This window comes from Raoultibacter timonensis, assembly GCF_022845715.1.
GTDB classification, from domain to species: domain Bacteria; phylum Actinomycetota; class Coriobacteriia; order Coriobacteriales; family Eggerthellaceae; genus Raoultibacter; species Raoultibacter timonensis.
Genome location: NZ_AP025564.1, coordinates 1,508,122 through 1,522,243, shown reverse-complemented (window position 1 = coordinate 1,522,243; position 14,122 = coordinate 1,508,122). Strand labels below are relative to the sequence as shown.

Annotated in this window: 12 protein-coding genes; 3 read left to right on the top strand and 9 right to left on the bottom strand. The window is 62.8% G+C overall.

The genetic code is table 11. The features are described 5' to 3' along the window. Positions 1 to 109 precede the first annotated feature (109 nt). On the bottom strand, positions 110 to 2,602 hold the full coding sequence (locus MWL89_RS06040; RefSeq protein ID WP_244412147.1) for a DNA topoisomerase I: 2,493 nt from the start codon (positions 2,600 to 2,602) through the stop codon (positions 110 to 112). 439 nt (positions 2,603 to 3,041) lie between these two features. Between MWL89_RS06040 and MWL89_RS06035 the strand changes: the two genes are divergently transcribed. Then, a complete protein-coding gene (locus MWL89_RS06035) occupies positions 3,042 to 3,530 on the top strand; it encodes a hypothetical protein (RefSeq protein WP_244412145.1) in 489 nt (162 codons plus the stop codon). 384 nt (positions 3,531 to 3,914) lie between these two features. On the opposite strand, the gene MWL89_RS06030 is transcribed toward MWL89_RS06035, so the two are convergent. From MWL89_RS06030 to MWL89_RS06015, 4 genes are read right to left on the bottom strand one after another with little or no spacing between them, the layout of a single operon-like run. Continuing rightward, complete coding sequence (locus MWL89_RS06030; protein WP_102379565.1) at positions 3,915 to 4,568, bottom strand: amino acid ABC transporter permease; 654 nt, start codon at positions 4,566 to 4,568, stop codon at positions 3,915 to 3,917. A 2-nt stretch (positions 4,569 to 4,570) separates the two neighbouring features. Further along, a complete protein-coding gene (locus tag MWL89_RS06025) occupies positions 4,571 to 6,262 on the bottom strand; it encodes an ABC transporter permease subunit (protein WP_244412143.1) in 1,692 nt (563 codons plus the stop codon). Further along, complete coding sequence (locus MWL89_RS06020) at positions 6,255 to 7,028, bottom strand: transporter substrate-binding domain-containing protein (protein WP_102379566.1); 774 nt, start codon at positions 7,026 to 7,028, stop codon at positions 6,255 to 6,257. The genes MWL89_RS06025 and MWL89_RS06020 overlap by 8 nt, the downstream gene beginning before the upstream one ends. 9 nt (positions 7,029 to 7,037) lie before the next feature. After that, entirely contained in the window at positions 7,038 to 7,760 is a 723-nt protein-coding gene (locus MWL89_RS06015; protein ID WP_102378546.1) for an amino acid ABC transporter ATP-binding protein, read from the bottom strand. An 879-nt stretch (positions 7,761 to 8,639) separates the two neighbouring features. Here MWL89_RS06015 and MWL89_RS06010 point away from each other — a divergent pair. Next, positions 8,640 to 9,305, top strand: coding sequence for an HAD family hydrolase (locus MWL89_RS06010; protein WP_244412141.1), 666 nt, complete (start codon positions 8,640 to 8,642; stop codon positions 9,303 to 9,305). A 116-nt stretch (positions 9,306 to 9,421) separates the two neighbouring features. Here MWL89_RS06010 and MWL89_RS06005 read toward each other — a convergent pair whose 3' ends face one another. Both MWL89_RS06005 and thyX read right to left on the bottom strand, forming a co-directional pair. Continuing rightward, the gene (locus MWL89_RS06005) at positions 9,422 to 10,921 is read right to left on the bottom strand and encodes a DUF1385 domain-containing protein (protein WP_244412139.1); all 1,500 of its coding nucleotides are present in this window, start codon (positions 10,919 to 10,921) and stop codon (positions 9,422 to 9,424) included. Between the two features lies 1 nt (position 10,922). After that, positions 10,923 to 11,603, bottom strand: coding sequence for an FAD-dependent thymidylate synthase (gene thyX / locus MWL89_RS06000; protein WP_244412137.1), 681 nt, complete (start codon positions 11,601 to 11,603; stop codon positions 10,923 to 10,925). A gap of 117 nt (positions 11,604 to 11,720) precedes the next feature. On the opposite strand from thyX, the gene MWL89_RS05995 reads away from it, so the two are divergent. Continuing rightward, positions 11,721 to 12,620 carry a class I SAM-dependent methyltransferase gene (locus MWL89_RS05995; protein WP_244412135.1) on the top strand — a complete coding sequence of 300 codons (900 nt, stop codon included), beginning with the start codon at positions 11,721 to 11,723 and terminating at the stop codon, positions 12,618 to 12,620. Positions 12,621 to 12,693: 73 nt separating this feature from the next. Here the strand turns inward: MWL89_RS05995 and MWL89_RS05990 are convergent, their stop codons facing one another. Further along, a complete protein-coding gene (locus MWL89_RS05990; RefSeq protein WP_244412133.1) occupies positions 12,694 to 13,389 on the bottom strand; it encodes a flavin reductase in 696 nt (231 codons plus the stop codon). Positions 13,390 to 13,399: 10 nt separating this feature from the next. Continuing rightward, complete coding sequence (locus MWL89_RS05985) at positions 13,400 to 14,098, bottom strand: aspartate/glutamate racemase family protein (RefSeq protein ID WP_244412131.1); 699 nt, start codon at positions 14,096 to 14,098, stop codon at positions 13,400 to 13,402. Positions 14,099 to 14,122: the final 24 nt, after the last annotated feature.

Sequence of the window (14,122 nt, the reverse complement as noted above, 5' to 3'; positions counted from 1 at the left end):
TCCTCTGGGTTCGTGTTGCCAACAGCCGTCAGGGCGCATGCCCATGACGAGAAAGGCGGAAGCACCAAAGCATCCGCCTTTCGGTTCTTATCGATACAGAATTGTACCGCTATTTCTTCTTCGCGGTGCTCCTCTTCGTGCCCTTTTTCGCCGAAGCGCCCTTTTTCGCACCCTTGTCCTTGTCCTGCTCCTTGCCCGGGCAGTCGAAGTTCGGGCAGAGCTTCCAGGGGCCTCGGTTCGTCGTGACGATGACCATCGGCGCGCCGCAGTGCTCGCACACCTCGTCGGTGGCGGTGAGCTTGCCGTACTGCGGCAGCGGATAGCCCGTGTTGCACTCCTCGTAGTTCTCGCAGCGGATGAAGCGCTTCAGGGTGCGCGGGTTCTTCTGCGCGATGAGCTTCGCGGTCTTGCCCGCCGCCTTGCAGGCAGGGCACTCGCCCACCTCGACGTCGGGCTCCTGGTTGGTCTCGCACGCAGGATCGATGCAGAGCGTCCGCGGCTTCGAACGGAATGCGGTCACCTTGATCTGGGGCATGCCGCACGTCGGGCACGGCTCCTCGACCGACTCCACCTTGCCCTTGGGCACCGGGTAGGTCACGTCGCAATCGGGCCATCCCGAGCATCCGATGAACATCGAACGGGTCTTCTGCGATGCGCGCAGCTGCAGATCCTTGCCGCATTTCGGGCATTTCCCGATGTAGGCGTCGGCGGCCACCGCATCGGCGAGCGCCTCCTTGACCTCTTCCGAATGGGGAATCAGCTCGCCGAGCTGCTCGGAGAGGAGGTTACGCGAGTTGGTGACGACCACGTCTTTCGAGGTCGAGCCCGCTGCGATGTTGTCCATCTCGCTTTCGAGCTCAGCCGTCATCTCGGGATGCGTGATGTGCGGCGCGAACTTGTCGAGCGCGTCGCAGACCGCCATACCGAGCTGCGACGGCTCGATCGGATCGTTCATGATGTACTTGACGGCGTAGAGGCGCTCGATGATCGAGTGGCGGGTCGATTTGGTACCGAGCCCCAAGCGCTCCATCTCCTGGATGAGCTTGCCCTGGCTGTAGCGCGCGGGCGGCTCGGTCTGCTTCTTAGTGCATGTGGCGCCGCCGAACGCGATCGACTGGCCCTCCGCGAGCGCGGGCATCTGCTCGTCCTTCTTGAGGCCGTAGGGGTAGATGGCGCGGAAGCCCTGTTTCACGAGCACATCGCCGCGGCCGACGAACATCTCTCCCCCGACCTCGAGGCCCACCTTGGTACCCTCGACGACGGCGGCTTCGGACAGCGTGGCCAGAAAGCGCCGCGCGATGAGGTTGTAGAGCTTGTACTCCGCGGCCGGCAGATCGTCGGGCGTCGCCGAGTTCGTGGGGTAGATCGGCGGATGGTCGGTCGTTTCCTTCTTGCCGCGCGTCGCCGTGAGCTTGCCCTTGGCGAGCAGCTCCTTGCAGTACGGCGCGTAGGCGGGGTTGCCCACAAGGTTCTGCACCGTCTCAGCCAGATCGAGCGATGAGGGATACACCGTGTTGTCGACGCGGGGATAGGAAATGTAGCCGTCCATGTACAGGCTCTCGGCGATGCGCATCGTGCGCGCGGGCGAGAGCCCCTCGGCGGAGGCCGCCGCCATGAGCGAGGTGGTGTTGAAGGGAGCCGGGGGCGCAACCGTGCGCTTCTTCTTCTCGATGGACGCCACCACCGCCGAGGTCTTGCCCTCGATGTGGGCCATGACGGCCTGCGCCTCGGATTCCACCTTGAAGCGGGCGGTTTCATGGGGCGCCTCGAACGCATCGTCGCCTTCGCCGAACGCTCCCTTGATGACCCAGTAGTCTTCGGGGACGAACGCGAGCCGTTCCCGCTCCCTCGCCACGATGAGGGCGAGCGTGGGCGTTTGCACGCGGCCCGACGAGCGCACGTTGCCGTAGCCGGCGAACTTCACGAGCGTGAGGTAGCGCGTGAGCACGGCGCCCCAGATAAGATCGATGTCCTGACGCGACGCACCGGCCGACGCGAGGTCGGTGTCGAGCTCGACGAGGTTCGAAAACGCGGTGGTGATCTCCTCTTTGGTGAACGCCGAATAGCGGGCGCGCGAGACGGGTGCGGTCGAGTTGACCTCCTGGATGCAGGAGAGAGCATCCGAACCGATCAACTCGCCCTCGCGGTCGAAGTCGGTGGCGATCACGATGGAATCGGCCTTCTTCGCAAGGTTCTTGAGGCTGCGGATGATTTCCTTTTCCTTGGGGAGCTTCTCGATGGGTGCGTACACCAGATACGGCAACGCCTCCATCTTCCACGCCTTGAGCTCGACGCCGTCGGTCGTGAAGGGCTTCTTTTTCTTGAAGGGCGGTTTGGCGAGCGTCGCAGGAATCGCAGCGGGGATAACCTCGCCTTCCTCGGTCACGCCCTGCCAGCCCTTGGTTTTCTTGTACACGAGCGACGGCGCGAAATCGGGTTCGAGGATATGGCCGCGCAGGCCGATCGTCACCCATTCCTCCCCGTTGAGCTCGAACCGATAGACCGGCGTCGAATACACCTTATCGGCTTTAGGTTTGCTCGCACCGAGCAAGTCGGCGATTTTCTGGGCCGCGTCGTTCTTCTCCGTTACAACCAGCTTCACGCGGTTCCTCCTGTTCTTGCGGCCGGATACCGTCCGGCGCTCTCGTCCACACGATGCCCCATTCGTTTATTTACGTGTGCGGGGATGGTGCTCGCTTCGGTCCGGACACGCCGATTCCGATCGAATCTGGACGGCGGGTACACCAGCGGAGCCAAAACAGTTTGTTAGCATACACGATTTTCGAGCCGTGTGACAGCATTGTTTTTTATCGGGTAGTTTTGGTTAATCCGTAGAGATGTTGTCCGCACCCGTTGAAGATACGGCGCACATTTCGTGGATCGCTCCATTTTGGATTACTCTAGACGCACGGGAAGCCGTCGACCTGCCAAACACAGCCAGAACGCATCCCGGAAACAACAGCAGCATCGACGACGTATACATGCACTAGCGGCGGCACCCGTCAGAAACCGTACAGGGCCGGACCCGAAAGGAGCACACCGTGAAAAAAGTCATCGCAGCTTTCACCGGGCTTATCATGCTCCTCATCGTCGGCATCCTCGTCATCGTGTTCGTTCCCTCGGTGGCCTCGTCCGACGAGAACGACCCGCTGGCCGGCGTGAAGGCCGCCAGCATGAACGCCTTCATCGACATGAGCGGCCTCAAGGACAAGGCAGCCAACGCCCTTCACGACAACCTCGACACCATCTCGGCAGCAACCGGCTTGAGCGAGGCCGATTGCGCGCAGATCGTCTACAGCCTCGACATCCAAAACTGGGAGGCAGCCGTGCTTCCGAACAGCGCCGAGGAGATGGGCTCGCTTTCGGGCAGCTACGCCGGCCTCGACGGCACGATCACCTACTACGACGATCCCGAGTACATCACCGTCAACGCCTACGGCCAAAACGTCACCATGAAGATCCCCGAAACGGCACAGGCCTACCTCCCCTACCTGCAATACGCCGAGCAGTACCTCGACCAGGCGGCGTAGGCCCCGATCGTCACCCCAACGCGGCGGACGCGGCGCATCACCTGCGGCGCACCGCTCGCAGTCCGCCGCCCATCACCAGCCGCCTGCCGCGCACCGCTCGCTGTCCGCCGCCCATCACCAGCCGCCTGCCGCGCACCGTTCGCTGTCCGCGAAGGGCTTTCGTGCGACGATTTTACACGCAAAATCGCTCTTTCGAAAATCGCGACCAGGCTTTATGCCGTCAGAGAAGGTGTTTTCACATTCGAAAACATCGCACGAAAGCCCTTCGCGGACATTGGCCGAAGCCCAGCCCGCACTCGGTAGGTGGATACGTGCAGAAACGCCAAGCACCGCCCGGAATGCCCGAGCGGTGCTTGGCGACTGGCTTGATTCCAGGCAGCGCGGCTAGCTCGTGCGCTCCCTTTTGAGCTTGCGCTGGTAGGCGCGCACGATCTGGGAGAGCGTGAAGCACACGATGAAGTACAGCACGGCCATGATGCCGAAGATCGCGAAGATCTGCTCGGTTGAGTTGTAGCTGTTCATGAGGATCATGCCGCGACCCATGAGCTCTTGGACCGCCATCGCGCCCCAGAGGAAGCTCGTATCCTTGATGGTGGTCACGAACTGCGAGAGCAGCGCGGGAATCATGTTGCGCAGCGCCTGCGGCAGGATGATGAGCACGTAGGTCTGCACGATCGAGAAGCCCTGGCTCTTAGCCGCTTCGTACTGGCCGAACGGCACACTCGCCAGGCCGCCGCGCACGATCTCGGCAACGCTCGCACTCGTGAAGAGCGTGAACGCGAGCACCGCTGCCCCGAGCGGCGGCAGCTGGGCCACGAAGAACGTGAACATGATCCACAGAAGCAACGGCGTGTTCTTGAAAATCTCGATGTACACCGTCGCGATGGCTGAGAGCACGCGGTTGTTCGAGGTACGCATGATCGAGATGACCGTGCCGAGCACGATGGAGCACACGATCGCGATGGCCGAAATGACGAGCGTCATGCCGAGGCCCTGCAGCAAGAACCGCATGTTGATCCAGGTAAAGAGCTCTGCCATAGCTACCTCGCCTCCCCTCGTCCGTCGGTGCCGCGCGATGCAGAGCCGCCGTCGCCGCCGTGCGCGGCAGAACCGCCGCCGTTATCGGCGCCTTCCGCACTCGCGCCAGAGTCGCTGCCGCGTGTGGCTGGTCCACCCGCGCCAGAGCCACTTGCGCCCTCGCGGCCAAAGAACGCGTCCTCGGGATCGGTGCCCGCAGCGTCGATCGGCTCGACGTCGCGCGCGTTCTCGCCGTCGCCCGACTCGGCTGTGCCGCTCGGGCTTTCGCCCGCGTCGCCGCCGAGGCTCTCATGGAGTCTCTCGAGCGTTGCGATCTGGTCGGCGAGAAACTCGTTGTCGCCGAACGCTTCCTCGCCGAGCGCCGCCTCTTCGGCAGCCTTCGCCGAAGCCGCCTGCGCATCGGTGATCTTCGGAAGCGATCCCGAATCCTCGACGGCGGCAGCGGCCTTCTTGACGGCCTCCTTCGCCTCGGATACCACCTGCGCGGCTTCCTGCTTCGCGGCCTTCGCCCGCTCGGCGGCCTCCCGCGCAGCCCGCTTGTTCGCCTCGGTGCGCTCCACCGAGAGCGCTCCTTTGGCCATGCGGTCCGCGAGCGCGTCGGCAACCTCGGGGTTGTCCGCCGCCTCCTGGACGATCTTCTTGGCCAGAAGCTTGCGCTTGGCGCCCGTGCGCCCGGCCTTCGTATGGGTCTTGCGGCGCATGCACGCTTCGTCGCCGTCGCACTCGTCCTCGATCTGCTGCTGCAGCTCGCGTCCGATCTCGTCGGCGATCTCGGCAGCTCGCCGCCCGGTGATCGGATAGGCGCGGCGGATCGAATCGGGGTCGTTCGGATCGACGATCACGTGGAGCGGGTGGCGCGGCGAGGGGGCCACGACCGCAGGCGCGATGTCGACGGTCTCATGCATCGTCTGGATGCCCGCCGCCAAGCTCTCGGCAGCCGTATGGCCGGTGATGTCGTGCGAGCCGGGCGTAACCTCGGTGGGGTCGGTGGCCAAGTGCTCGGTCGCATCGCCCGTGGTCACGTGCTTGTGCGAGCGAGTGCGCCGCTCGAGGTACAGCGCCAGGCGCGAAAGCGGGAAGCAGATGATGAAGTACAGCACCGCCGCCACCAAATACACCGGGCCGTAGTAGCTCGTCGATCCAGCGAACGAGTTGGAGAAGTACATGATCTCGCCGCCCACGAAGAACGCCAGAATCGAGGTGTTCTTCACGAGGTTGGCGGCCTGCACGGCCAAAGGCGGCAGGATGATGCGCATGGCCTGGGGCAGGATGATGATGAACATCGATTGCCAGTAGCTGAAGCCCTGGCTCTTCGCCGCCTCGAACTGCCCGCGATGGATCGACCCGATACCGCTTCTCACAACCTCGGAGATGTAGCCGCCGTGGTAGATGCCGATGGCGAAGATGCCGATGTACATGGTGGTCATGTTGATGCCGATGAGCGGCAGAAGCGCGTAGAACACGAACGCCTGCAGAAGCAACGGCACGTTCTGGACCACTTCCACGTAGACGCGCGTGATGGCACGCAAAGGCGCAAAGCGGGAAACCGATAGCACGCCGAAGATCACGCCGAGCGCAAGCGCCAGAATGAGCGCGAAAAACGATATGAGAACCGTCGTGCCGAAGGCCGAGAGGATCTCGGGCCAACGGGCGAACAGCGCCTCCCATTTGAACGGTGCGAACGCATCAAGCATCTTCGAGCCCCCATTTCTCTTCGAGGGCGGCAAGGGTGCCGTCGTCCATCATGTCCTGGAGCGCATCGTCGATCTGCCCGGCCAGCTCGGTGTTGGTCTTCTTGGTGGCGATGCCGTACTCCTGCGGCGCGAACTGCGCGTCGAGCAGCATCGTCGAATCGTCGAGATAGCCCATGAGTATCGAACGGTCGACCGAAAACGCGTCGACGCGCCCCGTCACGAGCGCGATCTTGATCTCGGGGTAGGTGGCGTACTCGGCGAACTGCATGTGAATGCCGATCTCGTCGCCCGCCTGGGTGAGCTTGTCGCGCGTCGTCGCGCTCGAAGCCACGCCGACGGTCTTGCCGTCGAGGTCGGCGAGTTCGGTAATGCCCGCATCCTTCTTCACGAGCACGCCGATGTGGTCGGTGAAGTACGGCTGCGAGAAGTTGTAGCTCTTCTTGCGAGCCTCGGTGATGGTGAAGGTGGCGAGCGTCGCATCGAGCGTGCCGTTGTCGAGCATGATGCCGCGGGTGGTCACGTTCACGCCCGTCACTTCGAGCTTGTTCGGGTCGCCCTTGATGCGGGCGGCGAGCTCGCGGGCGATGTCCACCTCGAAGCCCTCGATGTTGCCCGATTCGGGGTTCTGGAAGCCGAAGCCCGGCACGTCGATCTTAGTGCCCACGCGCAGCACGTCACCGCTCGCGCATCCCGCAAGACCCCCGCCGACGGCTATGGCTCCTGCGGCGAGCGCCGAAAAACGTATGAAATCTCTCCTGGTCAGCATGCGCATCACCTAGAGAATCTTCGACAGGAAGCTCTGGATGCGCTCGTTGCCTGTCTCGTCGAATATATGGGAGGGGGTGCCCTGGTCGACGACCAGTCCGTTCTCCATGAATACGACCTTGTCGGCCGCCTCGCGCGCGAGCCCCATCTCGTGGGTAACCATCACGATGGTCATGTTCGTTTCGGCGAGCGATTTGATAACGTCGAGCACTTCTTGCACCATCTCGGGGTCGAGCGCACTCGTCGGCTCGTCGAGCAGCATGATCTTGGGATGCATGTTGAGGGCGCGGGCGATGGCCACGCGCTGTTGCTGGCCGCCTGAAAGCTGGTCGGGGTACTTGTCGACCTTGTCGGAAAGGCCCACGCGCTCGAGGTAGGCGCGACCGGTTTTCTCGGCCTCCGCCTTATCCACCTTGAGCACCTTCACGGGCGCGAGCGTTACGTTCTCGAGCACGGTCTTGTGGGGATAGAGGTTGTAGCTTTGGAACACCATGGCGACCTCGCGCGCCAGCGCGCGCGAATTCACCTTGCGGTCGGAAAGGTTCATGCCGTCGACGACGATCTCCCCGGAATCGGGTACCTCCAAAGCGTTGATGCAGCGGATGAGAACGCTCTTGCCCGAGCCGGACGGGCCGATGACGACGACCTTCTCCCCCTCTTCGACCTCGAGCGAAACGCCTTTAAGCGCCTCGACCCTGCCGAAGTTCTTCGTAATGTTGCGAACTGATATCATGGTTGCTCCCGTACACTCGTCCGACACGCCCGTATGGCGAAACCGCCGCAATCGCGGCAGCCGCCTCCAAACGCGGCATGCCGCCAAACAGCGAAAATGCATGGACGTATTGTAGCGCTGCAAGGGAACACGTTTGGTAACGGCGGCTTGACGGTTACGTTGCCGAATCGGGACGCCCCCGATGCAGACGCTGCTCAGGGACCCCTTCGCTAGCTCCCGTTGTCGATCTCCCGTCGTTAAGCCAATGCTGATACAGTCCTCATCGGCGCGCGGCGACGGCGGTTTTCGAAAAATCACCCACCGTTGCAAACCGCCGCCGACGGCCCCGCAACGCCCGAAAGCGATCTCGCGCTTCGAAAGGACGTACTCCGATGGCGGTTTAGCCGCGAGATGCCCGAATCTGGCAGAAAATTCGACCTGTGTCAAAATATAATAGGGTAAGTATCTGCCACTCACGACATGCAAAATTTGCGACCAGGCATTTCTCGAAGATTTGCCGTATCGATAGCAAGGTAGCTGGTTACATAATTGACACAGGTCGAATTTTCTGCCAGATTCGCCTTTGCTGCACAGCCAGAACCGGCACGCGTCCGTTCGACGCAGTAAAACGCCAGCCAACCACCAGCTGCCCCGCATAGGCGATCCTTGCTGAACGGCGGACGGCCCCAACGCCGCCGAATCCGCACCGTTGCCGAGACACGTACCCGCACAGCACCGACGGCAACCCCGCGCTGCAAAGATCCTGCGGGCGCCCGCCGGTTCCAGCGCGGTGGCGGGCGCTCTCGGACGGCAGCGCCGATCGAGCTCGCGCAGCGTCGATTTTGCGGATCGGCGCCCTTATCGTACAATGCGAAAGGTCGCACCGAGGGAAGGATGGCAATGGTTAAAGCGGTGTTCTGCGATTTCTACGGTACGCTGGTCCACGAGAACGGACCGAAGTCCTACGAGGTTATCAACCGCGTCTTCGAAAGCGGGAACGCCGAGCGCGCCGAAGACGTCGTCAGGTACTGGCATCGTTCGTTCCACCAGCTTATGGACGAGTTCTCGGGCGACGCCTACCGCCCGCAGTACGAGCTTGCGCTCAAGAGCTTCGAGGAGACCGTCGAGCGCTTCGATGCCGACGAGGATCCCGTCGAACTGTGCGATCTCATGGTGGAGCACTGGTGCGCGCCGCCGCTGTACGACGACGCGAAACCCTTTCTCGAAAGCGTCGATGTGCCCGTGTACCTCGTCACCAACAGCGATGACAAATACGTTAAAGCCGCAATGGCCGCCCACGGCATCGCGTGCGCGGGCGTGTTCACCAGCGAGCAGGCGCGCTACGCGAAGCCCGACCCGCGGATATTCCGCTACGCCCTCGATCAGACCGGCTTGAAGACCTACGAAGTCGTCCATATCGGCGATTCGGTCGACGGGGACTACCGCTGCCCCGCCTCGCTCGGCATCGAACCCATCTGGCTCAACCGCGACGGACTGCCCGCCAAGAACGCGGCGCGCTTCGCGAAAGACCTCGCCGAAGCGCGCAAGATCGCCTCGTACATGTAACGGACGCCGTCAGACGCGAGCCCTCGCTTCCGCAGCAGCCCGCGCGTCGCACGGGTTTTCCCGCAGGCAAACGCTCACCGTCGCATGCGAGCTTTGCGCGATGGCGAACCCGCATGTCAGGCACGAGCCTCCGTCACCCAGTCCGCCGCCATCTCGCGCTCGGGATCGGGCGAACCCGCATGCCAGGCGCGAACCTCGGCAGGCTCCCGCACGGCAACGGCTTCATCCGCCTGCTTGCTTTCGCTCGGCACCGCCTCGCCCTTGAGCGCGGCTTCCTCGGCCTGCTCGCGCTCCAGCACGAGCTGCATGGCCGCGATAGCGCATTCGATCTGACCGTCGTCGGGCTCGTTCGTGGTGAGGTACTGCATCTGCATGCCCGGCCACAATATGACCTTCACGAGCGGGTTGTCGGGATGGCTGCCCGCCCATTTCACCGTGATCTCGTAGGAGATGCCGGCGATCACGGGCATGAGCAGGATGCGCACGAAGATGACCAGGATGAGCTTCGGCGCTCCGTCGGGTACACCGAGCGCGGCGATGAGCGCGTTCAGGGGCGTGATCGTGTACACGATGATCGCGATGACCATGACCATGATGAGAAACGCCGTGCCGCAGCGCACGTGCAGGCGCGGAAAGCTCCGCGCGTTCTCGGGCGTGAGGGGAAGGCCGTGCTCATAGCAGTGGATCGTCTTGTGCTCGGCGCCGTGGTAGCCGAACATGCGCTTGATCTCCCCCATCCGACCGATCAGCCAGATGTAGAATACGAACACCGCCACGCGCAGCAGGCCGTCGACCACGTTCCACAGAAGCGTGTTCTGATCGTACTCGCCTACGATGAGGTTGGTGATGAAGGCGGGGGCCACGATGAACAGCACGACGCCGAGCACGAGTCCGAGCACCATCGAGATGGCCATCTCCTTCTTGCCGAACTCGACCTCCTCGTCCATGAACGACTTCTTCTGCTTCTCGTTCGGCTCGGAAAACTCGCCTTCGAGCAGCGCGCCCTCGGCGGCGGCCATCTCCTCGGCGCGCCTTTCGCGCTCGCCAGCCGACTCCTCGATGTGCTCGACCTTGAGCTCGGCCTGCGCGCCCAAGGCGTCGATCATCGTATCGGGGCGTCCGAAATCGTCTTTCCAGGAGAAGGGTTTTTCGCCGTCGGCACCGAGCGGGACATCGGCATCGGATGTTACATCCGCCTTCGCCTCGGCGGCGCCGGAGGCCATCGTGCCCGAGGATTCCCCGTCGGCCTCGGCGAGCACCGCCGCCCGAGCGGACTCGTCACCTGGGATCGCCTGGCCGGTTTCCTTCTCGTCGGGCTCCTCCGCGAACGCGTGGAGCGCGGCGATCTCGAGCGCCTTGTAGCCGAGCACGAGCGACTCCACGAGCGCGCGGCACCCGCGCACGAGCGGCTTGTACATCCAGCCGTTCTTCTGCTTGCCCGAATTGAGATCGTGCTCCTCGGTGTAGATGTCGCCGCCCGGCTCGCGCACGGCGACCGACCAATTGTACTTGCCGCGCATCATGATGCCCTCGATGAGCGCCTGGCCGCCCACGTGCGTCTTGAGCGCGCCGTCCTCCTTGAACGCGCGCGAAAGATCGCTCTTCTTTTCGGCCATGTTAATCCCTCGTTACGCGCGGATAGGGGTTTCCGCAGGTCATTTTACCCTCGGGACACGCTCCGCGGATGCAGGGCGCACCGGCGTCCATGAAGATGTAGGGCGCGGTCGGCTTCGCGAGCGCGAGCATCTCGTCGGCCATCGCGCGTATCTCCCACTGCGCGCGGTTGCAGCAGCGCAAGCCGAAGAAATGCAGAAGCTCGCGCACGTTCATGGTGATGACGATCTTCGTCTCGGCGGCGTTGGGCAGAAGGTAGCGCGCATCCTCGGCGGGAACGCCCGCTTCAAGCAGCTTCGCATAGGCCTCAAGCGACGCGGCGATGGCCTCGTCGAAAACCCGCTCGGTTGCAGCGTCGGCGGCAACGCTCTCGGGCTTGATAACCGACAGGCCCTCGGTGTACTTCACGTAGCGTTGGCTTTGCTGATTGAAGCTCGCGATACGATGGCGCACGAGCTGGTGGGTCAGTGCACGGGACACGCCGTCAACGGCGAACGTGTAGCTGGCGTGCTCGAGCGTCGAGAAATGACCGCTCTTCATGATCGTCGAGAGCACGCTTTTCACCCGATCCTCGGGCATGGTTTCCATGAGCTCCGACGCGCCGACAGGCGCATAGCACAGCCGCGCCGCCGTTGCGATGGCGCGCTCGGGATCGGGGGTATGGTAGAGAAGCTCGACTTGCATTAGCTCGTACGCTCCAATCGGTTCGAGAGATTGTTCGGCCGCCGAGAGCGCGAACCGAATCGCAGTTTGCTAGTATAGTACTTGAACTTGGATGCTCCGTACGGCGAAAGGGACCCCATGACGCAAAACTTCACACCTCTGCTTTCCACGACCGACTGGAACGAAGAATGGAAGCGCCTGCAGATCGCTCGACGCAAGGCGGATAACTCCGCGTATTGGGACAAACGCTCGAAGACGTTCTCCACCAAAGACGCCCCGAACGCTTACGTCGACCGCTTCCTCGAACTCGCCCGCATCGAGCCGGGCGAAACGGTGTTCGACATGGGCTGCGGAACAGGCGCGCTCTCCATTCCCCTCGGACGCGAGGGCCATAAGGTGGTCGCCGCCGATTTCTCGCAGGGCATGCTCGACATACTCGACGAAGAACTCGCCGAGAAAGGCATTGCGACCGTGTTCCCCAAACTCATGAGCTGGGAGGACGACTGGGAGGCACACGGCGTGCGCGAGGGTATGACCGATGTGGCCATCGCATCGCGCTCGATCGCGGTATCGGACATGAAGGCCGCGCTCATGCGCCTGACCTCGGTAGCGCGCCGCCGCGTGTGCATCACGCTCTCGACCGGCTCTTCGCCGCGGATGGACGAGCGCATCCTTTCGGATATCGGTGTGAAAAACGAGTTCGGCAACGATTTCCTCTACGCGTTCAACATCCTCGTCGGCGAAGGGATCATGCCCGAGGTGAGCTACATCAAAAGCACGAGAACCGACACGTTCGAGAGCTTCGACGACGCCTACGACGGCTTTTCGCGCATGGTGCTCGACGCGGTGTCCGACAAGGAGTCGCCCGAAACCTCCGCAGCGCTCGACCGCCTTCGCACATGGACCGAACAGCACCTCGTCGCCAATCCCGAGGCGGGCGAACCCGACAAGAAGGGCATGCCGCAAAAGCCGTTCAAGCTCGATTGCACACGCATCGTAACCTGGGCGTTTCTTGCATGGGACACCGCTCGTCGATAAGATGCAGACCGCTTGCAGGCCGCCCGGAAGGCGGCCTGTCTTTCCCAGACGATCTTCAGCTCGATCGGACGGCCTACAGCTCGATTTTCTCGAACAGCTCCTTGCCCACCCCGCAGATCGGACAGGAAAAACCATCGGGCAGCTCGTCGACCTCTTCGACGTGGCCGCAGATGGTGCACCGCCACCCGTAGCGGATTTTCGGAGCGTCCTCATGCGCGTCGGCATCGCCGGAGGCAGACGGGGGCACGGCGTCCCCGATGCGATCGGCTATGAAGCTCGATGCCTTCGGCGGCGTTTTCCCGCCCTTGACCGCATGGTAGTACGCGTACGTCATCGGTTCGTCGTCGGAAAGCCGCTCCGCTTCGACCACGGTTCCGATGAACAGCATATGCGTGCCGAGATCGACCGAATCGGTCACCTCGACCGAGAAGCGCGCCACCGCCTGCTCGGCGATGTAGGGGCAGCCCGAGGCATCCGTTTCGACCGCGAACGGCTCGAACTTGTCGACATCGCGGCTGCAGAAGAAACCGAATTTGCCGATAAGGTCCATCGACGCGTCTTGAGACAGGCTGACCGCCGTGTACCTGCCGGCCTGCTCGATGATCGAAGCGGTGTGGTTATCCTTGTTCACCGCTACGCTCACCTGCAAAGGATCCGAGGTAACCTGGGTAAACGTGTTCACCGTACACCCCGCTCGTCCACCGTCGCCATGGGAAGCTATGAGATAGAGCCCATAGGAGATGCTGCGAAACGCGTTGACGTCAATCATGCTGGTCCTTTCAATTCTCTTCGAACAAAACGTCCATGATCCTCTCGATATGGAGCCGTGCGGTATCGAACAGGGGGACGGGTGCCGATGCGCCGTCGTACATGAGCGGAAGCTCCGTGCATCCGAGAACCGCCGCTTCGATGCCCCGCTCGTCACGTAGGGCTTCGAGTACGGCGTCGATCGCGCGCTTCGATTCGGCACGCACGATGCCGAACTCGAGCTCGTCGGCGATGATTCCGTCGATGCGGATGCGATCCTCCTCGTTCGGCGACACAACTTCGATGCCATGACGGCGAAACGCCTCTTCGAAATAGGGATGCGCCATCGTGAACCCCGTGCCCAGCCAGGCGATCCTGCCGATCCGCTGAGAGGCCGCAGCGTCGCATGCGGTCTCGACGATGCTGATGAGGGGAATGCGCGAGCGTTCCTGCAGCCTATCGAACACCACATGGGGCGTATTCGACGCGAGCACCGCAAAATCGGCTCCGGCCGCTTCGAGGCTCTCCAACCCTGAGACAAGGTATTCGACCAGTTCGTCAAGCCTATCGGACTTGCACAAACCAACGGCTCGGTACATGTCGAGCGCCTCGATGGTCAGGCGGGGAAACTCGTCGGCGCCCATACGCTCCCTGTAGCGCATGGCGATTTCCCTGTAGTACATAAGCGTCGATTCGGGACCCATTCCACCGAGTATTCCGAGTTTCTTCACTGCTGCGCCCCCTTGCGTGCCCGC

Coding starts and splice junctions, on each gene's coding strand:
- MWL89_RS06030 (WP_102379565.1), bottom strand. CDS start 4,568: ATGGCAGAGCTCTTTACCTGGATCAACATGCGGTTCTTGCTGCAGGGC.
- MWL89_RS06025 (WP_244412143.1), bottom strand. CDS start 6,262: ATGCTTGATGCGTTCGCACCGTTCAAATGGGAGGCGCTGTTCGCCCGT.
- MWL89_RS06020 (WP_102379566.1), bottom strand. CDS start 7,028: ATGCTGACCAGGAGAGATTTCATACGTTTTTCGGCGCTCGCCGCAGGA.
- MWL89_RS06015 (WP_102378546.1), bottom strand. CDS start 7,760: ATGATATCAGTTCGCAACATTACGAAGAACTTCGGCAGGGTCGAGGCG.
- MWL89_RS06010 (WP_244412141.1), top strand. CDS start 8,640: ATGGTTAAAGCGGTGTTCTGCGATTTCTACGGTACGCTGGTCCACGAG.
- MWL89_RS06005 (WP_244412139.1), bottom strand. CDS start 10,921: ATGGCCGAAAAGAAGAGCGATCTTTCGCGCGCGTTCAAGGAGGACGGC.
- thyX (WP_244412137.1), bottom strand. CDS start 11,603: ATGCAAGTCGAGCTTCTCTACCATACCCCCGATCCCGAGCGCGCCATC.
- MWL89_RS05995 (WP_244412135.1), top strand. CDS start 11,721: ATGACGCAAAACTTCACACCTCTGCTTTCCACGACCGACTGGAACGAA.
- MWL89_RS05990 (WP_244412133.1), bottom strand. CDS start 13,389: ATGATTGACGTCAACGCGTTTCGCAGCATCTCCTATGGGCTCTATCTC.